This is a genomic window from Listeria rocourtiae subsp. hofi (assembly GCF_963575615.1).
Classification (GTDB): domain Bacteria; phylum Bacillota; class Bacilli; order Lactobacillales; family Listeriaceae; genus Listeria_A; species Listeria_A hofi.
In genome coordinates this window covers 1-18,013 of the sequence record NZ_CAUYTL010000001.1, presented here as the reverse complement: position 1 = coordinate 18,013, position 18,013 = coordinate 1, and the positions used below count along the sequence as shown (strand labels likewise).

Annotated in this window: 19 protein-coding genes; 15 read left to right on the top strand and 4 right to left on the bottom strand. The window is 42.9% G+C overall.

Features of this window, described 5'->3' with window-relative positions; all coding sequences use genetic code 11:
• Positions 1 to 10: 10 nt before the first annotated feature.
• The 4 genes from R8925_RS00095 to pyrE are packed head-to-tail and all read left to right on the top strand — an operon-like array spanning position 11 to position 3,013.
• Positions 11 to 775 carry a dihydroorotate dehydrogenase electron transfer subunit gene (locus R8925_RS00095; RefSeq protein WP_430533909.1) on the top strand — a complete coding sequence of 255 codons (765 nt, stop codon included), beginning with the start codon at positions 11 to 13 and terminating at the stop codon, positions 773 to 775.
• Positions 772 to 1,686, top strand: coding sequence for a dihydroorotate dehydrogenase (locus R8925_RS00090; RefSeq protein ID WP_430533908.1), 915 nt, complete (start codon positions 772 to 774; stop codon positions 1,684 to 1,686). Before R8925_RS00095 ends, R8925_RS00090 begins: the two co-directional genes overlap by 4 nt.
• A complete protein-coding gene (pyrF, locus tag R8925_RS00085) occupies positions 1,683 to 2,387 on the top strand; it encodes an orotidine-5'-phosphate decarboxylase (protein WP_430533907.1) in 705 nt (234 codons plus the stop codon). The genes R8925_RS00090 and pyrF overlap by 4 nt, the downstream gene beginning before the upstream one ends.
• Positions 2,384 to 3,013 carry an orotate phosphoribosyltransferase gene (gene pyrE / locus R8925_RS00080; protein ID WP_430533906.1) on the top strand — a complete coding sequence of 210 codons (630 nt, stop codon included), beginning with the start codon at positions 2,384 to 2,386 and terminating at the stop codon, positions 3,011 to 3,013. Before pyrF ends, pyrE begins: the two co-directional genes overlap by 4 nt.
• Positions 3,014 to 3,087: 74 nt before the next feature.
• On the opposite strand, the gene R8925_RS00075 is transcribed toward pyrE, so the two are convergent.
• Positions 3,088 to 4,092 (bottom strand): LacI family DNA-binding transcriptional regulator, encoded by a 1,005-nt coding sequence (locus R8925_RS00075; protein ID WP_430533905.1) that lies wholly within the window; start codon positions 4,090 to 4,092, stop codon positions 3,088 to 3,090.
• A gap of 245 nt (positions 4,093 to 4,337) precedes the next feature.
• Between R8925_RS00075 and R8925_RS00070 the strand changes: the two genes are divergently transcribed.
• From R8925_RS00070 to R8925_RS00035, 8 genes are all read left to right on the top strand, one after another.
• Complete coding sequence (locus R8925_RS00070; protein ID WP_430533904.1) at positions 4,338 to 5,660, top strand: ABC transporter substrate-binding protein; 1,323 nt, start codon at positions 4,338 to 4,340, stop codon at positions 5,658 to 5,660.
• Positions 5,657 to 6,535, top strand: a complete 879-nt coding sequence (locus R8925_RS00065) for a carbohydrate ABC transporter permease (RefSeq protein ID WP_133619620.1) — start codon at positions 5,657 to 5,659, stop codon at positions 6,533 to 6,535. The genes R8925_RS00070 and R8925_RS00065 overlap by 4 nt, the downstream gene beginning before the upstream one ends.
• Positions 6,522 to 7,355: a carbohydrate ABC transporter permease gene (locus R8925_RS00060; protein WP_430533903.1), complete on the top strand. Its 834-nt coding sequence runs from the start codon at positions 6,522 to 6,524 to the stop codon at positions 7,353 to 7,355. Before R8925_RS00065 ends, R8925_RS00060 begins: the two co-directional genes overlap by 14 nt.
• 12 nt (positions 7,356 to 7,367) lie before the next feature.
• Complete coding sequence (locus R8925_RS00055) at positions 7,368 to 8,894, top strand: alpha-amylase family glycosyl hydrolase (protein WP_430533902.1); 1,527 nt, start codon at positions 7,368 to 7,370, stop codon at positions 8,892 to 8,894.
• Between the two features lie 11 nt (positions 8,895 to 8,905).
• Complete coding sequence (locus R8925_RS00050; protein WP_430534133.1) at positions 8,906 to 9,829, top strand: DUF1861 family protein; 924 nt, start codon at positions 8,906 to 8,908, stop codon at positions 9,827 to 9,829.
• A gap of 14 nt (positions 9,830 to 9,843) precedes the next feature.
• Entirely contained in the window at positions 9,844 to 10,911 is a 1,068-nt protein-coding gene (locus tag R8925_RS00045; RefSeq protein WP_430533901.1) for a BtaManbiosPhlase, read from the top strand.
• Positions 10,908 to 12,605, top strand: coding sequence for a phospho-sugar mutase (locus R8925_RS00040; protein WP_430533900.1), 1,698 nt, complete (start codon positions 10,908 to 10,910; stop codon positions 12,603 to 12,605). The genes R8925_RS00045 and R8925_RS00040 overlap by 4 nt, the downstream gene beginning before the upstream one ends.
• Before the next feature lie 171 nt (positions 12,606 to 12,776).
• Positions 12,777 to 13,037, top strand: coding sequence for a TfoX/Sxy family DNA transformation protein (locus R8925_RS00035; protein WP_430533899.1), 261 nt, complete (start codon positions 12,777 to 12,779; stop codon positions 13,035 to 13,037).
• Positions 13,038 to 13,170: 133 nt separating this feature from the next.
• Here the strand turns inward: R8925_RS00035 and R8925_RS00030 are convergent, their stop codons facing one another.
• Both R8925_RS00030 and R8925_RS00025 read right to left on the bottom strand, forming a co-directional pair.
• Positions 13,171 to 14,871, bottom strand: coding sequence for an Rqc2 family fibronectin-binding protein (locus R8925_RS00030; RefSeq protein ID WP_430533898.1), 1,701 nt, complete (start codon positions 14,869 to 14,871; stop codon positions 13,171 to 13,173).
• A gap of 23 nt (positions 14,872 to 14,894) precedes the next feature.
• Positions 14,895 to 15,332 (bottom strand): hypothetical protein, encoded by a 438-nt coding sequence (locus tag R8925_RS00025; protein WP_430533897.1) that lies wholly within the window; start codon positions 15,330 to 15,332, stop codon positions 14,895 to 14,897.
• Between the two features lie 118 nt (positions 15,333 to 15,450).
• On the opposite strand from R8925_RS00025, the gene R8925_RS00020 reads away from it, so the two are divergent.
• From R8925_RS00020 to rpoZ, 3 genes are all read left to right on the top strand, one after another.
• The gene (locus R8925_RS00020; RefSeq protein WP_430533896.1) at positions 15,451 to 16,326 is read left to right on the top strand and encodes a YicC/YloC family endoribonuclease; all 876 of its coding nucleotides are present in this window, start codon (positions 15,451 to 15,453) and stop codon (positions 16,324 to 16,326) included.
• Positions 16,327 to 16,496: 170 nt separating this feature from the next.
• Entirely contained in the window at positions 16,497 to 17,114 is a 618-nt protein-coding gene (gene gmk, locus R8925_RS00015) for a guanylate kinase (RefSeq protein WP_430533895.1), read from the top strand.
• Complete coding sequence (gene rpoZ, locus R8925_RS00010; RefSeq protein WP_430533894.1) at positions 17,115 to 17,318, top strand: DNA-directed RNA polymerase subunit omega; 204 nt, start codon at positions 17,115 to 17,117, stop codon at positions 17,316 to 17,318.
• Positions 17,319 to 17,365: 47 nt separating this feature from the next.
• On the opposite strand, the gene R8925_RS00005 is transcribed toward rpoZ, so the two are convergent.
• Positions 17,366 to 17,905: a Crp/Fnr family transcriptional regulator gene (locus tag R8925_RS00005; protein ID WP_430533893.1), complete on the bottom strand. Its 540-nt coding sequence runs from the start codon at positions 17,903 to 17,905 to the stop codon at positions 17,366 to 17,368.
• Between the last annotated feature and the right edge of the window lie 108 nt (positions 17,906 to 18,013).

Below are 18,013 nucleotides of genomic sequence, written 5' to 3'. Positions count from 1 at the left end.
GTGGAGAACGTTGAGACAAACGAAGATGGAAGTAGTCAGTCAAAAGTTAATTGCGGATCGGGTGTTTGAGCTGGTTTTACAAGGGGATATTGTGACGGAGATGCATCCGGGACAATTTATGCAACTTAAACCTCGGCGAGCAGATTTGCTTTTACGACGCCCGATTAGTATTTGTGGGATTGATAAAGCGCAGAACCAATGCACACTATTGTATCGCGTGGATGGTGACGGGACGGCGGGTTTTGCGGAATTAGGAGCAGGGGATACAATCGATGTGATTGCACCGCTTGGTAATGGTTTCGCGCCGCAAGAAACGAAGCCTGGTGAACACGCGCTATTAATCGGCGGTGGCATCGGAGTTCCGCCACTTTATCAGCTTGGCAAAGATTTGGTAGCACAGGGTTCCACCGTCACGTTTGTCTTAGGTTTTAGCTCGGCTAAAGATGTTTTCTATGAAAAGGAAATGGGAGAATTAGGCGATTGTTTTGTCGCAACGGTAGATGGGACGCAAGGTGTGCAAGGTTTTGTGACAACGATTACCGATGCGCTTGATTTCGTACCAGATACAGTATACAGTTGTGGACCGACTGCGATGTTACGCGTTGTAGCTGAACGTTTTGCGAATCAGCGAACTTTCTTGTCACTCGAAGAACGGATGGCGTGCGGCGTCGGAGCTTGCTATGCCTGCGTTTGCCAGCGTACTGACGATCCGACGAAGAGTTTTAAAGCATGCGATGAAGGCCCCGTTTTTCGGGCAGGGGAGGTAGTCATATGAACCGTTTAGCTGTTGAAATACCAGGATTGTCATTAAAAAACCCAATCATGCCAGCGTCCGGTTGTTTTGGATTCGGTAAAGAATATAGTAAATTCTATGATTTGAACTTGCTTGGTGCAATCATGGCAAAAGCAGTGACGCCAGAACCGCGCTATGGCAATGCAACGCCACGTGTAGCAGAAACGCCATCTGGTATGTTAAACGCGATTGGCCTTCAAAATCCAGGTCTTGATCATGTCATGGCGAACGAAATGCCTTGGCTAGAGCAATTTGATACGCCGATTATCGCGAACGTAGCAGGAGCATCCGAAGAAGATTACGTCAAAGTTTGCGCTCGAATTGGTGATGCACCAAACGTCAAGGCCATTGAACTTAACATCTCGTGTCCAAATGTAAAGCACGGTGGTATCGCATTTGGCACAGATCCAGAAGTAGCCTACCAACTCACGAAGGCGGTCAAAGCAGTGGCAAGTGTTCCAATCTACGTCAAGCTTTCGCCAAACGTAACAGATATCGTCCCAATTGCGAAGGCGATTGAAGAAGCAGGCGCTGACGGACTTACGATGATTAACACGCTTTTAGGCATGCGTCTTGATCTTAAAACGCGCAAACCAATACTGGCAAATGGAACTGGTGGCTTATCAGGCCCATCCATCAAACCCGTAGCAATTCGCCTCATCCATCAAGTACGCGCCGTTTCCAACATACCAATCATCGGCATGGGTGGCGTCCAAACAGTAGATGACGTCCTCGAATTCCTAATCGCAGGCGCAGATGCTGTCGCAGTTGGTACGCTCAATTTTACAGAACCGTACATTTGCCCAAATTTAATTGATGCCTTGCCAGCTCGCATGGACGAACTAGGAATCACAACATTAGCCGATCTAAAAAAGGAGAGAACAAACGCATGACAAAACCAATAATCGCGCTCGATTTCGCCTCATATGCCCAAGTCGAAGCATTTTTAAAACAATTTCCAAAAGGGGATACATTGTCCGTCAAAGTAGGTATGGAACTTTTTTACTTAGAAGGTCCGCACCTGGTAGAACGTCTAAAACATGACGGTCACGAAATTTTTCTCGATCTAAAATTGCATGACATTCCGAACACTGTTAAAAGTGCTATGATTGGGCTTGCTCGCATGGGTGTCGATATGGTAAACGTGCATGCAGCAGGAGGTCGCGCAATGATGGAGGCAGCACTTGAAGGCTTAGAAATTGGTTCTAGCTCTTCCCGTCGCCCACGCCTCATCGCCGTTACCCAACTAACGAGTACGAGTGAAGCTGAGATGCAGTCTGATCAGCTTATCCAAGCAAGCCTGATGGATTCGGTGCTTCATTACAGTAACCTCGCAAATGAAGCCGGTCTCGATGGTGTCGTCTGTTCCGCTCTGGAAGCTGGCAAGATTAAAGAAATCACTCGACCTGAATTTTTACGTGTCACACCGGGAATTCGCTTAGAAACCGACACAAAAGATGATCAAAAACGTGTCGTAACGCCACATCAAGCTCGCGAAATTGGTGCAACAGCAATCGTCGTCGGCAGGTCAATCACGAAGGCAAGCAATCCATATCAAGCGTACGAAACCATTTTGAAGGAGTGGAACAAATGACAGTCGAAAAACAAGTAGCTGAACAATTACTAAAAATAAAAGCCGTATTTTTACAGCCAAACGAGCCATTCACGTGGGCGTCTGGCATCAAATCACCAATCTATTGCGACAATCGCTTGACATTAGGTTTTCCAAAAACACGTCAATTCGTCGCTGGAGCACTTGCAGAAAAAATAAAAGCCGTATTTCCTGATGTCGAAGTGCTTGCAGGAACAGCAACAGCTGGCATTCCGCACGCTGCATGGGCAAGCGACATTCTGGACTTACCAATGGTTTATGTTCGTTCCAAAGCAAAAGAACATGGCAAAGGGAACCAAATCGAAGGTCCTATCGTGAAAGGCCAAAAAGTAGTCGTGATTGAAGATTTAATCTCAACAGGCGGGAGCTCGATTACAGCCGTAGAAGCCTTGCGTGAAGCAGGATGTGAAGTATTAGGAATCGCTGCTATTTTTACATACGGATTAGAAAAAGGAAAAATATTGCTCGGTGCAGCTAACGTGGAAGTAGCGGCCTTAACCAATTATGACGCATTACTTGAAGTAGCTTTGGACGAAGGTTATGTATCAGAAGGTGACATGGCAACGCTGAAAGAATGGAATAAAGACCCTGAAAATTGGGGGAAATAATATAAACAGCTTCGCCAAAATAAAACGCTATCTACGGATATATCGTCCTAGACAGCGTTTTATTTTGGCTCCTACTAATGTCTAAACTCTCCTGTTGATTCCCGCAAAATCAACTCCGTCCCAATCGCTATATTCACCATCGGAGCACTCGGGTTTCGCAAGCGCCATTCCATTGTTTCTACGGCTTTTCTCCCCATAAATCGCAAATCAGTACACATTGTTGTTAGAGGCGGTTGTGCTAATATCGCAAACTCCGTATTATCGAAACAAACAATCGACACCTGTTCCGGAATCGCAAATCCCTTCGATTGAAAATATGAGTTCAAAATAAAGCCAAGCCCCGAGTTCACGCAAAACCACGCGCTCGGCAACTCTTTCAAGCCTTCCAGTGCCTGAAATAGCGCTGCTTGTTCTTCTTTAATGCTTGTAATCGTATAATTCGCATTCACTGGTAACTGGTAATGACGTAGCGCCTTACAATACCCTTCAAAACGTTCCTCATAACTTGGTGAAAAATCAACGTCACCAACAAATCCAATCCGCTCATGCCTGAGCTTTATCAAATGCTCTGTAGCCACGAAGGCACCATCCTTATTCTGTGATAAAATCGTATCCGTTCGCAGATGAGGATCATGGTGGTCAATCATTACCGTCGGCACATCTAACGTCAAAATTTGCTTCACAAAAACATCACTAATGTGCGACAAAATAAAAATTCCTCGCCAATTTTTCTCTTCTAATTCACGTGGCAAAAGGTTTGAGGCAATCGCTTCTGGCCCAACAGCGAGCGTCGATAAATAAAAACCACGAGCAGTCATCTCTTGCTCCAAACTTAGGCAAATCTCTCCAAAAAAACTTTTTTGCGATAAAGCAAATTCTGTTGCTACAAGCGCAAATTGATTATCTGTAGGCGTATAAATCACGTCTTTTTTGTATTGGTAACCCATTTCATCCGCTTTTTGCAAAACGAGTCGCTTTGTTTGTTCGCCGACACCATTTTTGTTCCCTAAAGCTTGTGATACCGAGTTTTTTGAAATATGTAATGCGTCCGCAATATCTTGCATCGTGACTTTTTTCATTCATTTTCCTCCTAGATGGGACTTTCTCTCATTTCATTATAAGAGTATTAGTTCTAGAAAGCAATTGAAAAGTAATGTAATTTGTAATGTAATTCTGAATGGATCGTTCATACTTTTAAAAGCAATGCTTGTTGGATTGTTTTTGAAAGTAATTGTTGACATTACAAAATAGTAATGTAATAATGTAATTGTAATTCAAGCGCTTACAAAATTACAATTATGATCTAACTAGGAGGACATGGAAGATGAAATTAAAAAAAGTGGTGTTTTCTGTTTTATCCGTAGCAATGGTAGGGAGTTTGCTAGCGGGATGTGGCTCGGGAAGTAAAGACGATGCGTCGGCTGATGGCAAGACAAAAGTAACTTTTTGGGCTGCACCAAATCCAACGCAAATGAAGTTTTGGGGAGAAATGGCAACAGCGTTTGAAAAAGAAAATCCAGATATTAAAATAGACGTGTCGCAAATGAAAGAAAGTCCATCCTCCGAAGCAACAGTGCAAGCTGCTATTGCATCAAAAACTGCACCAACTATTTCGGAAAATATAAATCGTAGTTTCGCAGCACAATTGGCAGACAGTAAAGCAATCGTACCAATTAACGAAATCGATGGTATGAAAGAAGTAGCAGAAAAACGTAAAATGGTCGATAGTTTAGACGCTTGGAAGTTCTCGGATGGTAACCAATACGTGTTCCCAGTTTACTCGAACCCGATTCTTTTTGCATGGCGTACTGATATTTTGAAAGAAATTGGTGTAAATGAAACGCCAAAGACATATAGCGAGGTACTTGCAGCAGGTAAAAAGCTAAAAGAAAAATATCCTGATAAAGTTATTTGGGCAAAAGCAGATTTGGCAGATCCGACTGCTTGGATGCGCTGGTTCGACTTCTTCCCACTATACAATGCAGCGTCAAAAGGTAACCCGTTTGTAAAAGATGGAAAATTGGTAGCAGATGATACAGCTGGAAAAGGATTACTAACGTTTATGTCCGAATTACAAAAAAAGGATCTATTACTTGCAGGACAAGCGACAGATCCATTTGAAACAGGCACGAGCATCATGGCAGACCTTGGACCGTGGGCATTCCCGAACTGGGCTGAAAAATTCCCAGAGCTTAAAAATGGCGAAACATTCACGGTTAGCACGCCACCAGTTCCAGATGCGCTAAAAGGGGAAGCGAATGTGAATACATATTCGGATGCAAAAGGAATCGTGTTTTACGCACAAGCAACAGATGCTGAGAAAAAAGCAGCAGTTAAATTTCTTGATTTCGTTTACAGCAACGATAAAAATGACTTGAAATTCCTAGAAACAACAAACCTAATTCCGGCGCGTGATGATGCAACAGAAAACGCGACATTTACAGAATTCTTCAAAGAAAATCCAGCGCTAAAGGTATATGCAGAAAACGTTCCAAACGCAATTCCAGCGATGGATAATGCGGATTACAATGACATTCAACAAATTATTGGTGAGCAAGCGTGGAATCCAGTCGTTCGTGGTGAGAAAAAACCTGCAAAAGCTTGGAACGATATGAAGAAAGCTGAGGATGAGGTGCTTCAGAAATGAAGAAGCTAAACAATAAATTGGGCTGGTCATTCACCAGCCCCTATGTTATCTTCACCATCATCTTCTTTCTAATTCCGCTTGTTTGGGCGATTTGGCTTTCTGTTACCGATTGGAATATGATGAGTCCAGAAATTAATTTTGTCGGGCTTGATAATTTCACAAAGGCGATTGCGAGCCCAGCGGTGAAAGCGTCTTTTTGGGTAACATACAAGTTCTTAATTGTTTTCGTACCACTCGCGATTATTATGTCGATGGTCGTGGCAGTACTTGTGAACGGGCTACCAAGGTTTAAAGGGCTTTACTTAGTTGCTTTTTTTCTACCTTATCTTTCATCGGGCGTTGTTACGTCTTTAATCGTGAAAGGTTTGCTATCTTATAACAGTCCGCTAAATATATTTTTGCGTGACCATTTCGGCTTAAATATTGATTGGCTGGGAACGCCGATGACATCGCTATTCGTTATTTCTCTGATGATTGCTTGGAAAATGTCTGGGTATTACGCACTGATTTTGATATCAGGATTATCTAGTATTAACGAAGAAATCTATGAGGCTGCTGCAATGGATGGATCCGGCAGATTCCGTACTTTCTGGAAAGTGACTGTACCGATGATGTACCCTGCGCTATTTACGGTCATCGTGTTGGCGGTAGGCGTGAGTTTCGGTATATTCACAGAGGTTTACCAATTAACTGGCGGTGGGCCGAATTTTGCGACGAATACGTGGCAAATGGAGATTTATAACCAAGCATTTGTTAATTTGAAGTCAGGTTATGCCTCAGCAATTTCGTTAGTGGCAGCCGTTGTAACGTTTGCATCGATTGGTGTTATAAAAAAAGGACTAGAGAAATGGGGCGAGAGAAATGGTTGGTCGTAAAAGTAAGTGGGGCATGACGGTTCGTTATACGTTAACTACCTTGATTTTGTTAGTCATGATTTATCCGTTTATTTATCTCGTACTCAACTCGTTTGCGGCATGGGATCAAGTAGATCGAAAAATTATTCCGACTGAATTCACAACACGGTCTTGGAGCTGGCTGTTCGGAAATGCGACAGTCGCTGCCCCAGCCCCTTGGATTCACGCATTTATTAATACCATTATTGTAGCAACGATTGCAACAGGGCTCATGTTATTATTTGCGATTATGGTCGGTTATGCGCTTGCAAAAGTGAAATTTAAAGGAAAAATGTTCGTGAATAACGTGATTTTATTCCAAATGTTTTTCCCAGCGATTATATTGTTGATTCCGCAATTTTTGATGATTACGAATGTTGGGTTGCTTGATACGTATGCGGGGATGATTATTCCAACAATGATGAGTATGTGGGCGATTTTTATGTATACGAACTTTTTCAAGGCGATTCCAGATACGTTGATTGAGGCGGCGAAATTGGATGGGGCCAGCGATTTGAAAATTTTGTTCCGCGTTGTTTTGCCAATGTCGAAATCGATTAGTACGGTTATTTTCTTGTTCTTGTTTACGGATCGTTGGACGAATCTTTTATGGGATTTAATTGTAACGAAAAGTGATGCAACAGTGACGCTTAACGTGCTGATTTCACAAATGTTTGGTCCTTATGCAACGTACCCAGGTCCAATGTATGCAGCGTCAGTTGTGTTGACGTTACCGCTTATTATCCTATTTTTATTCTTCTCGAAAAAATTCCAAGAGGGTATGCAGTTTACATTAAAGTAAGGAGATTAGACAATGTTGAAATGGTGGCAGGAAACCGTTTTTTATGAGATTTATATGCCGTCATTTAAGGATGGTAATGGGGACGGGATTGGCGACTTTAAGGGCTTACTTGCAAAAGTACCTTATTTGGCTGAGCTTGGTGTCGGTGGGGTTTGGTTGACACCGTTTTACCCGTCTCCAAAAGTGGATAATGGCTATGATGTGAGTGATTACTATGCAGTTGACCCAGATTATGGCACGATGGCGGATTTGGAGGCGTTTGTCGCTGAGGCGCATCGATATGGGATTCGGGTGATCGCGGATATGGTTGTGAATCATGTGTCGACGGAGCACGCGTGGTTTAAGGAAGCGCGGCGTTCGCGGGATGATGCAAAGCGTGATTGGTTCGTGTGGAAGGATGTGCCGAATAATTGGGAATCATTTTTCGGAGGTTCGGCTTGGGAATGGGATGCAGTTACGGAGCAATATTATTATCACAGCTTTGCGAAAGAGCAGGTGGATTTGAATTGGGCCAATCCTGATGTGGAGCGTGAGATTTGGAAGGTATTCGATTTCTGGTTGGATAAGGGATTGGACGGTTTTCGGCTGGATGTGATTAATAATTTGACGTTGACGCGGGACTTTTTGGATAATCCTGTAGTAGATGGTGAACAGCAACATCTGTATGATAAGGATCAGCCAGGCATGATGGCGAAAATGGCGGAGATTGGCGAACGGATTCGAACGCGTGGGGATTATTTCACGGTGGGCGAGATTAGTTCGGATAATTTGGCGGAAATTAAGCGGTATGCTGGGCCGGCCGGACTGGATGTGACATTTAATTTTAATTTTGGCAGTGTGGCAAATCGTGACGGGATTGTGACGGAGCTTGCTCGGATGCAACAAGTGTATGCGGATGGTCGGGAGCCGACGCTATTTTTCGGGAGCCATGATATGAGTCGTTCGTGGAATCGGTTGGCGGACGAGCGCGAAGATGTGGCGCAGTTGCTGGCGATGCTGATGTTGACGTCACACGGTGTTCCGTTTGTGTATTTTGGTGAGGAGCTTGGGATGGCGGATTTTGTGCCGGAGTCGATGAATGAAATGCGTGATGTGCAGGGGCTTTATGCGTACGAGCTGGCTTTAGAGGATGGTAAGTCGGAGCGCGAAGCATTGGCTATAGCGCAAGGTAAGACGCGGGATAAAGCGAGGTCACTGATGACTTGGCCAGAAGGTTTCTCGGATAAAGCGCAGGCTTGGATTGGGGAAGTGACGCCTGATTTTGCGCGTGGACAGCGCATGTTTGCATTTTATAAAGCATTGATTTCACTTAGAAAAACGGCTGATTTTTGCAAGCCAGGATATCGTGATTTTGAAGTGGATGGAGAGTTACTGGCGTATGTTCGCGGTGAGCATCTCGTTTGTCTTAATTTCGGGGCAACACGTGAGATGGAGAACAAGTGGGGGAATTTGACGCTTGTTTTGGCAAATAAGAATGTGGCTGTAAGCGCCGATAGTATTGAGTTACCTGAGTTTGCAGCGGTTATTTTTAAGATGTGAAGGAGTTTATGATGAAAGATATTACAGTTTTATTGAAGGAATATCGAGCCGGAAATGGGCCGGCGAAAGTGGAGCGCTTGAATTTTGTTGGTGCGGGTGATAAGGATGTATACAATATTTCGGCGCCGTTTGTTGTGGGTGGCAAAGAAGTGATTGCTGGACGCATTGAGTCACGGGACAGCGAAATGGCGGAAATCGGCTTCTTTGAAAAGCTTGATTTGGCGTGGGTATTGCTTGCAAATATGCCTAAATTGGCACTACAAGACCCATTTATGACGCGCATTGATGGGGATTTGATTATCGGTGGTGTGGAAGTGTTCCCAAGTGAGGGGAATCCTGAAAAATTAGCGTGGCGGACTTGTTTATATCGAGGTAAAGATATTGCAGGTTTGACGCTGTTTTTTGAAGGCCCAGTTGGGATGAAGGATTTGCGCTTGAAGCAGTTGCCAAGTGGAGAAATTGTTGTTCTAACGCGTCCTCAAGGTGAAAAAGGTGGGCGTGGCAAAATCGGTTTTTGCTTGATTGAAAAATTGGCGGATCTAACGGTAGCTTTGATTGAGAATGCACCGCTACTCGAACCACATTTTGCGGAGGACGAGTGGGGTGGCGCGAACGAGATGCATTTTTTGAAAAATGGCAACCTAGGAGTGCTTAGTCATATTGCGAATTTTGATGCGGTTGGTGATCGGCATTATTATGCAGCAATTTGCGTGCTTAATCCGAAAACAGGAGAGATAGTTGTACCGATGGAAATTATCGCAGAACGTGCAGATTTTCTAGCAGGACCAACGAAGCGACCAGATTTGAAAGATGTTGTTTTTAGTGGAGGTCTGATTCGGAATGTATCTGGAACGGCTGATTTATACGTAGGAATAAGTGACGCGGATGCTCAAAAACGAACGATTCGCGATCCATTTATGAAATTTGAAGGATAGGGAGATTAGGAATTATGAATATTTATCGTTATGAGGAAAATCCATTAATTACACCGGCAGACGTTAAGCCGCACCGTCCAGATTTTGAAGTTTTGGGAGCGTTTAACGCAGGTGTTGCTGAATATCAAGGAGAAACTTTGTTGCTCTTACGCGTGGCAGAAAAACCAATTAGTGAGGACCCAAACGTTATTAAGGCGCCAATTTTTAATATGGAAACGAAGGAACTTGATATTTTGGAGTTTCGACTAGATGATCCAACGTATGATTTTGAAGATCCGCGGATGATTCGTGAAAAAAATAAGCTGGAGGGTTTCACATATTTGACGTCGCTTTCATATATCAGGATTGCACGAAGCAAGGATGGACACAACTTTACTATTGATGAAAAACCATTTTTGTATCCATTTAACGAATATCAAACGTTTGGTATTGAGGATGCACGTGTGACGCAGATTGATGATGTTTACTATGTGAATTTCAGTGCTGTTTCGGAGATGGGCGTTGCGGATGCGATGATTTCGACGAAGGACTTTGTGAGCTATGAATACGAAGGAAATATTTTCGCGCCGGAGAATAAAGATGTATTAATTTTTCCAGAAAAAGTGAATGGAAAATATTACGCATTGCACAGACCGAGTTTGAAAAGTATCGGGAATTTGGATATTTGGATTGCGTCTTCACCAGATTTACATAGCTGGGGCGATCACAGACACTTGCTTGGCATTCGTGAAGGTTATTGGGATAGCGGCCGAATCGGTGGTGGTGCCGTGCCGATTAAAACTGAAAAAGGCTGGCTAGAGCTGTATCACGGCGCGACGAAAGAACATCGCTATTGTATGGGAGCGGTCCTACTTGATTTAGATGATCCAATGAAAGTTCTAGCGCGTACAGAAACACCAATTTTAGAACCAGAAGCGGATTACGAGAAAAACGGCTTTTTTGGCGATGTTGTTTTTGGTTGCGGTACGATTGTAGAAGGCGATGTTGTTAAAATGTACTACGGTGTCGCGGATACATCGATGGCTTGCTGTGAGATGAGCTTGGCAGGAATTCTGCAACAATTAGAGGATGAGAGCCAATGACTTGGCAAGTAAATTGGCAAAAATGGAGCGTGGCGTCGAAGGACGACGTGGCGCTTCAATATGAAATGACGGAATTATCTGACGAAAAAGCAAAAAGAGAGCACTTTTATCGCTATTTGGAATTTGGTACTGGCGGTATGCGCGGGGAGATTGGTTGCGGCACGAACCGGATAAATAAGTACATGATTCGTTGGGTCGCGAGTGGTGTAGCGGCACATATTGTAGGACAAGGTTGTCAAGCGGATGGCGTGGCAATTGCTTATGATTCGCGTCATTTTTCAGCGGAATTTGCATTAGAAGCAGCACGCGTTCTTGGCGCAGCTGGAATCAAAGTCTATTTATCCGACATGTTACGCCCAACCCCGGAATTGTCATTCATGGTTCGTAAATGGGGCGCTGCAGCGGGTATCGTTATCACGGCGAGCCATAATCCAGCAGAATACAACGGTTTCAAGGTTTACGGTGCAGATGGATGCCAGATTACGTTGGACGTTGCGGATAGCATAACGGCTTATTTGAAGCGTATTTCTGATTTGTTCGCGATTCCAGTAGCTGAGGAGGGCACACTAGTCGAAGTTGGATTACTCGTTCGAATCGGCGAGGAAGCGGACGCAGCTTATTTAGAACAAGTTCGGTCTGTGACGCAAAATAAAGAACTGACAAAAACGCACGGTAACAAGTTGAAAATTGTTTACACATCACTTCATGGAACGGGAGGACCACTTGTGACGCAAAGCTTGGCGCAAGCAGGTTTCACAAATGTCAGCGTTGTCGCAGAGCAGTCAATTCCAGATGGCGCTTTTCCGACTGTTACATCGCCAAATCCAGAAGATCATGCTGCGTTCAGGATGGCAATCGAAGCAAGCGATAATGCCGATATTTTGATGGCGACAGATCCAGATGCTGACCGAATCGGCGTTGCTGTAAAAAATGAACGAGGCACATATCAAATTTTGACAGGGAATCAGTTGGGCGCTTTATTGCTACATTATCTAGTCACGCAGAAGAAGATACCAGCAAACAGCGCACTCATCAAAACCATCGTGACTAGCAACCTAGGTGAAAAAATTTCTCAGAAATATGGCGTGAAAACCTACAATACGCTAACTGGCTTCAAGTTTATCGGTGAAAAAATCGCAGAATGGGAGATGACGGGCGAAGCGAAATTCTTATTCGGCTATGAAGAAAGCTACGGATACTTGATCGAACCATTCGTCCGCGATAAAGACGCTATCCAAGCAGCCCTTTTAACAGCGGAAGTCGCGCTAGCTTTCCAGTTACAAGGCAAAACACTATACGAAGGTTTGCAAACAATCTACAACGAATTTGGCTATCATGAAGAATCTCTGCATACAATCACCGCAAAAGGAGAAGAAGGAGTCGCGCGCATCCAAGCAATCATGCAAACAATGCGCAAGAAAACGATTGATGGCATCACCAGCAAAGAAGATTACCAAACCGGTTTACAAACTAATTATCAAACAAAGACAACTCAAAAAATAACACTACCAAAATCAGACGTCCTAAAATTCCACTTGGCAGACGGCTCATGGTTCTGTGTTCGTCCATCAGGAACCGAACCAAAATGCAAAATTTATTTTAGCTGCGTCGGAGAAACAGCGAACGAGACAAGTGAGCGCTTGCGAAACCTTGAAAAACAAATTTTAGCAGAGATTGAAAATATGGAACTGTAAGTCAAAAAGAGCGGTACAGCATTTAACATTTGTATCGCTCTTTGTAGTGCTAGCAAAATCTGTTTGCTATACTATTATTCAAAAGATACAAACTATTATTTTTAGGAGATGTTGTGATGCGGCTTATTAAAGCAAATATTAGATGCATTAGTAGTTTTAGAGGTAATAATCATGAAAATATCTGATATGAAAAATCTAGGACCAATCAATGAAGAAAAACTGCATTCTGTGGGCATAAAGTCAGCGGAAGAGTTGCAAGCAATAGGCACAGAAAAAGCTTATTTACTTGTTAAAGATTTAGTAGATGATGATGCTTGTCTGCATTTCCTATATGCCTTAGAAAGTGCCATTCAAGATATCCCCAAAAATGAATTAACAGATCAAAAACGAGCAGAGTTAAGACAGTTATATCAACGTGTGAAAGCCTGGTAGCGACAAAAAGAGTACGGGACAAACTCATTTTCATACAAAATAAGCAAGATATCACAAATCCTTTTTTTCGAGTAGGACGTGAATCTTGCTTGTCGCCGATTTATTTAGGTTATGTCTCAGACCCTTTTTACATCTAACTTCGCAATGCCTTAACTAATTCCTCAGCAGGCGTAACAAAATAAGTCGTCTGATTATCGTACGTCACATAACCAGGCTTCGCACCGCTTGGTTTTTTCACATGCTTAATCAGTGTCGCATCCACTGGAACTGAGCCTGACAGTCGCGCCTTGGAAAAGAATGCCGCAATCATCGCAGCTTCCGTGATTGATGTATCATCGGGATTTGCATCTTGAATCACCACATGTGACCCCGGCAAATCTTTCACATGGAACCATAAATCAGTATTTCGCGCTACTTTATTCGTCAAATAATCATTTTGCTTATTATTTTTCCCGACTAGGATAGGTAATCCAGTGCTCGACGTATATTTTTCAAGCATCGGATTTTGATTCGGCTTTCTGCTGCCTTTTTTCTGCTTATACTTGATGTATCCTTGCTCTGCGAGTTCCATCCGGATTTCCTGAACGTCCTCAGGCGACGCATCTTCCAATTGTTGCTGCACCGTTTCCAAATAGGCAATTTCCTGCTCCGTCAAGCGCATCTGTTCCTCAACAAATTTCACAGCTTTCTTCAACTTTTGATATTTATTAAACAAAAACTGAGCATTTTGAGGCGGCGATTTCCGAATATCAAGCGGGATTTTCACCATTCCCATATTCTCATCATAAAAATTCTGCACTTCAATCTCGGTCATACCTCGAGAGACCAAATGCAGGTTCGCCGTCAGCAACTCACCGAAAACCCGAAACTCATCCGCGCGTTCCGTATCCACAAGCGTTTGCTCTAGTTTTTCCATTTTCAAACGGTCGCGGTCAATCTCATTCGCAAGCAACCGTTCCAAATCATGCGCAATTTGATGCACCCGATCTCGCGTTGCTTTTCCACCATAAAACCGATCCAACAAAGCACCAAGCGAATCTGATTCCGCCGTCACTTCCGTATCTGCAAGTCGCATAAAATAGAAATCTTCTTTGTCGTTCTTTGTAAATAAAACAGGTTCCGCTGATTTTGCACAATCTTCCATAACACTAAAAAAGGCTTGCGGCAACGTATCCCGATTCACCAATCCAGCCCGCGCAACTACTTCGTTCGCAAGCAAGGGGCTGAATCCAGCAACACTCGAAACGATCTGCTTCGACATTTTACCAGCATTGAAATCCAGTTTCGCCAACAAATCTTCCTCGCTCGCCGTCCAAGGATTCAATTTATCCGAACTCGGTGGCAGAATATAAGAAGCGCCGGGCAACAGTGTACGGTAACTATTAAAAGCCGGTGAAACGTGTTTAATGCAGTCTACAATAGTCTCTTTTTCGCGATCCACGAGCACAATATTGCTATGGCGCCCCATAATTTCCACATACAGATCACAAAAACGGGTTTCGCCAATCTCATCTTTCCCACGAATCCCAAAAATCAAAATACGATCATTTGCAACTTGGCGAATGGATTCAATAATCGCGCCCTCCATATACTTCCGCAATAACATGCAAAACATTGGCGGCTGCGCAGGGTTTTCCATCGTTTCTTTCGTAATCTGAATACGAGCATAACTCGGGTGCGCCGAAATCAAGATGCGCTGGTTTTCCCGATTTTTGCGCACATGCAACACTAATTCATGCGCAAACGGTTGATGTATCTTCATAATCCGTCCAGTTTCGCACTGCTCGGTCAATTCTTCGGTCATTGCTTTTAAAAACATTGTATCAAATGCCATATTTCATTCATTCCCTCAAAAATTTAATTAGTTTGACTAGAAATCTCTTCTCCATTCGAGGCAGAATAAGAATAATCAATATTCATGGTACCGTCCTCTTTTACCTCGTTGACACTAATAAAAAGTGTGCTGTTCATTGTGGACGTTGCTGCTGTTACATCAAACTGAAGCTCATCATGTTTTTTCCCATTTTTATCAATGTAACTCATCGTAAAACCACCTGGCTTCACGTCAAATGGTGCTACTTTAATCTCTTTTGACGTTTCATTTTTTAGTGCAGGAATTGTAGCAACAACTTTTCCGCCATTCATAAGCGTTATTTCAGACGATGTAGCTCCACTATAATTATCTACATTGACAATAAAATCCTCTTTTGGTGGGGAAATCACTAATCGTAATACAAAAGCTAGTGCAATCAAAGCAACCAGCACAATACTGAAAACTAAGACATTCTTTTTCATGTTGCCAATCTCTCCTTTTTTTCTTTTATTGTACCATAAGAAGGGCGAGACTTGCCTTATATTCTTGCTTTTATGTTATAATAAGGTGGTGAAATTAGAATGCGAGAGGCTGATCGAGATGGTAAAAAGTATGACTGGGTTCGGGCGAGCAGGGAAGCAATCAGAGAATTTCAAAGTAACCGTAGAATTGAAAGCTGTCAATCACCGCTATTTGGAAGTTGTTTTTCGGATGCCGCGTGTGTTTGCCTATTTGGAAGCGAAGTTAAAAAAAAGCATCGCAGAGCAGTTGAAGCGTGGCCGTGTGGAATGCGCGATTACAGTAGAAGGAAACAGGGCGACGAAAGAAAAATTGGTCATCAACTGGGATTTGGCGGATGAGTATATTCGTTTTATGCGCCAGGCAACACAGCGTTATCAGATGGAGGACGCACTAAATATTCAGGAACTCTTACTTGATCCGCGCTTTTTAGAAATTGTGGAGAGCAACGAACCGGATTCAGAGCTAGAGGAATTACTCGTAGGCGCAACAACCGCTGCTGCAAAAAGATTGGACGACATGCGGGCGACAGAAGGCAACGAGTTGGCGCTTCATTTCAAACATCATTTGGAGACGACAGAGAAATTATTAAACGAGATACAAGCGTTTGTTCCTGAAATGGAAGGGACATATCGTGAGCGACTCGAAAACCGCTTAATTAGCTATGTCGGCGAAGATTTTGACAAAGCACTCGTCCTTTCCGAAATTGCGATTTTGCTTGAAAAATCAGATATCAATGAAGAGCTTGAACGCTTGGGAAGCCACGTGAAGCAATTTTCGCACATTCTTTTACTGGAAGAACCGATTGGACGCAAGCTTGATTTTCTCATTCAGGAGATGAACCGTGAAATAAATACGATTGGATCAAAAGCTAGCCATTTAGAAATTACGAATCGTGTGGTAGAATTAAAGACGACACTTGAAAAAATGCGTGAGCAAATCCAGAATGTGGAATAATCAGCGTGTCGACAAATGCCTAGTTTCTAGGCAAAAGCGAGTACCGAAGCGGATCGTACTGGGGTACGTGAGCATCGGAACAGAGATTTTAACGACGAAAATGGGTGTTTGTCGACACGCTGAATAATTTTTCAAGCAGTATGAAATTATTAGAAAAGAGGAACGTAAACATGACAGATCGAGGACTTCTCATCGTTTTATCTGGTCCTTCTGGAGTTGGGAAAGGGACGGTTAGAAAAGCAGTTTTTGACGACCCAACAACTTCATTTGAATATTCCATTTCGATGACAACACGCCAAGCGCGCGCAGGTGAAGTGGATGGTGTAGATTATTATTTTCGCACGAAAGAACAATTTGAGCAGGCGATTGCAGATGGTAAAATGCTGGAATACGCACAGTATGTTGGTAACTATTACGGAACACCACTCGATTACGTAGAAGAAATTTTGGTAGCTGGAAAAGATGTTTTTCTAGAAATTGAGGTTCAAGGTGCATTACAAGTCCGCAAGGCGATGCCAGAAGGAATATTTATTTTCTTAACACCGCCAGATTTGAGTGAGTTGAAAAACCGCATTATAGGGCGGGGTACAGAGTCTATGGAAGTCGTTGAAGAGCGCATGAACGAAGCGCGTCGCGAAATTGAGATGATGAACGCCTATGATTATGCCGTCGTTAATGATATAGTAGATAATGCCGTTCAAAAAATTAAGGGGATTGTTCAGACCGAGCACTTAAAAACAGAGCGCGTCATTCATAAATATGAAAAAATGTTAGAGGAGTTGGAATAGATGTTATATCCATCAATTGATAATTTGTTGTTAGTTATTGACTCAAAATACTCACTAGTAACCGTGGCTGCGCGTCGTGCACGTCAAATGCAAAAAGACCACGACCCAGGTACAATGGATGATTTCAAATCGCACAAAGCGGTAGGAAAAGCGTTAGAAGAGATTTATGCAGGGAACTTGGTTATGGGGACAGATAACAAGTAGAACATGGAAAAGAGTAAGAATTCCAATTCGGGATCCTTACTCTTTTTTCATGTTCCCTCATACAATAAGTTATTCAACAGCTCTAAATCTTTCACAATCCACGGTCGATTAGAAGAATCCAGAATATTGTCATCTCGTAATTCCCGCAAAATCCGCGACGTATAACCCCTTGATGTCCCTGCGATTTCCGCAAGTAATTCATAGGTCATAAAATTAGGAAGTTCGTAAACTTTATCCTGATTGTACAAAGCCATATGCTCCGTAAGCTCCACTAAAGCATGTAAAATCCTCTTTTTTGAGTCTAGCGATTTTCGAATCAACGCATTTCCTAGTTGCGTCTGCGTTGTCGCCAAGAAATTTAGCTGTAAATAATTTCGGGGGTCCTCTAATTTCACGCTGGACTTCATGAAGTTAAAATCAATGACCCATACTTGTGCATCTTTCAGTGCGACTACTTCAAGAACAGGATTCATTCGCTCTTTCAGCAGCGGGAAGTTAAACATATCATTATGCCGGAAAAATGAAATTAATATTTTCCCGGTTAATCTAGATTCATAGTAGACGGAAAAATCTCCTTTTTCTATCATATAAAAAGAGTTACGAGTCTGTGATGTTAAATGATATGCTCCCTATAAAGTAGACAATGGAAAAAACAAAAATTCCAAATCTACTTTATAAGGGAGTTTTTTTGCATG

What these genes read in the sequence shown, in the direction of transcription:
- R8925_RS00090 (WP_430533908.1), top strand. Translation starts at nt 772, where the DNA reads ATGAACCGTTTAGCTGTTGAAATACCAGGATTGTCATTAAAAAACCCA.
- pyrF (WP_430533907.1), top strand. Translation starts at nt 1,683, where the DNA reads ATGACAAAACCAATAATCGCGCTCGATTTCGCCTCATATGCCCAAGTC.
- pyrE (WP_430533906.1), top strand. Translation starts at nt 2,384, where the DNA reads ATGACAGTCGAAAAACAAGTAGCTGAACAATTACTAAAAATAAAAGCC.
- R8925_RS00075 (WP_430533905.1), bottom strand. Translation starts at nt 4,092, where the DNA reads ATGAAAAAAGTCACGATGCAAGATATTGCGGACGCATTACATATTTCA.
- R8925_RS00070 (WP_430533904.1), top strand. Translation starts at nt 4,338, where the DNA reads ATGAAATTAAAAAAAGTGGTGTTTTCTGTTTTATCCGTAGCAATGGTA.
- R8925_RS00065 (WP_133619620.1), top strand. Translation starts at nt 5,657, where the DNA reads ATGAAGAAGCTAAACAATAAATTGGGCTGGTCATTCACCAGCCCCTAT.
- R8925_RS00060 (WP_430533903.1), top strand. Translation starts at nt 6,522, where the DNA reads ATGGTTGGTCGTAAAAGTAAGTGGGGCATGACGGTTCGTTATACGTTA.
- R8925_RS00055 (WP_430533902.1), top strand. Translation starts at nt 7,368, where the DNA reads ATGTTGAAATGGTGGCAGGAAACCGTTTTTTATGAGATTTATATGCCG.
- R8925_RS00050 (WP_430534133.1), top strand. Translation starts at nt 8,906, where the DNA reads ATGAAAGATATTACAGTTTTATTGAAGGAATATCGAGCCGGAAATGGG.
- R8925_RS00045 (WP_430533901.1), top strand. Translation starts at nt 9,844, where the DNA reads ATGAATATTTATCGTTATGAGGAAAATCCATTAATTACACCGGCAGAC.
- R8925_RS00040 (WP_430533900.1), top strand. Translation starts at nt 10,908, where the DNA reads ATGACTTGGCAAGTAAATTGGCAAAAATGGAGCGTGGCGTCGAAGGAC.
- R8925_RS00035 (WP_430533899.1), top strand. Translation starts at nt 12,777, where the DNA reads ATGAAAATATCTGATATGAAAAATCTAGGACCAATCAATGAAGAAAAA.
- R8925_RS00030 (WP_430533898.1), bottom strand. Translation starts at nt 14,871, where the DNA reads ATGGCATTTGATACAATGTTTTTAAAAGCAATGACCGAAGAATTGACC.
- R8925_RS00025 (WP_430533897.1), bottom strand. Translation starts at nt 15,332, where the DNA reads ATGAAAAAGAATGTCTTAGTTTTCAGTATTGTGCTGGTTGCTTTGATT.
- R8925_RS00020 (WP_430533896.1), top strand. Translation starts at nt 15,451, where the DNA reads ATGGTAAAAAGTATGACTGGGTTCGGGCGAGCAGGGAAGCAATCAGAG.
- gmk (WP_430533895.1), top strand. Translation starts at nt 16,497, where the DNA reads ATGACAGATCGAGGACTTCTCATCGTTTTATCTGGTCCTTCTGGAGTT.
- rpoZ (WP_430533894.1), top strand. Translation starts at nt 17,115, where the DNA reads ATGTTATATCCATCAATTGATAATTTGTTGTTAGTTATTGACTCAAAA.
- R8925_RS00005 (WP_430533893.1), bottom strand. Translation starts at nt 17,905, where the DNA reads ATGATAGAAAAAGGAGATTTTTCCGTCTACTATGAATCTAGATTAACC.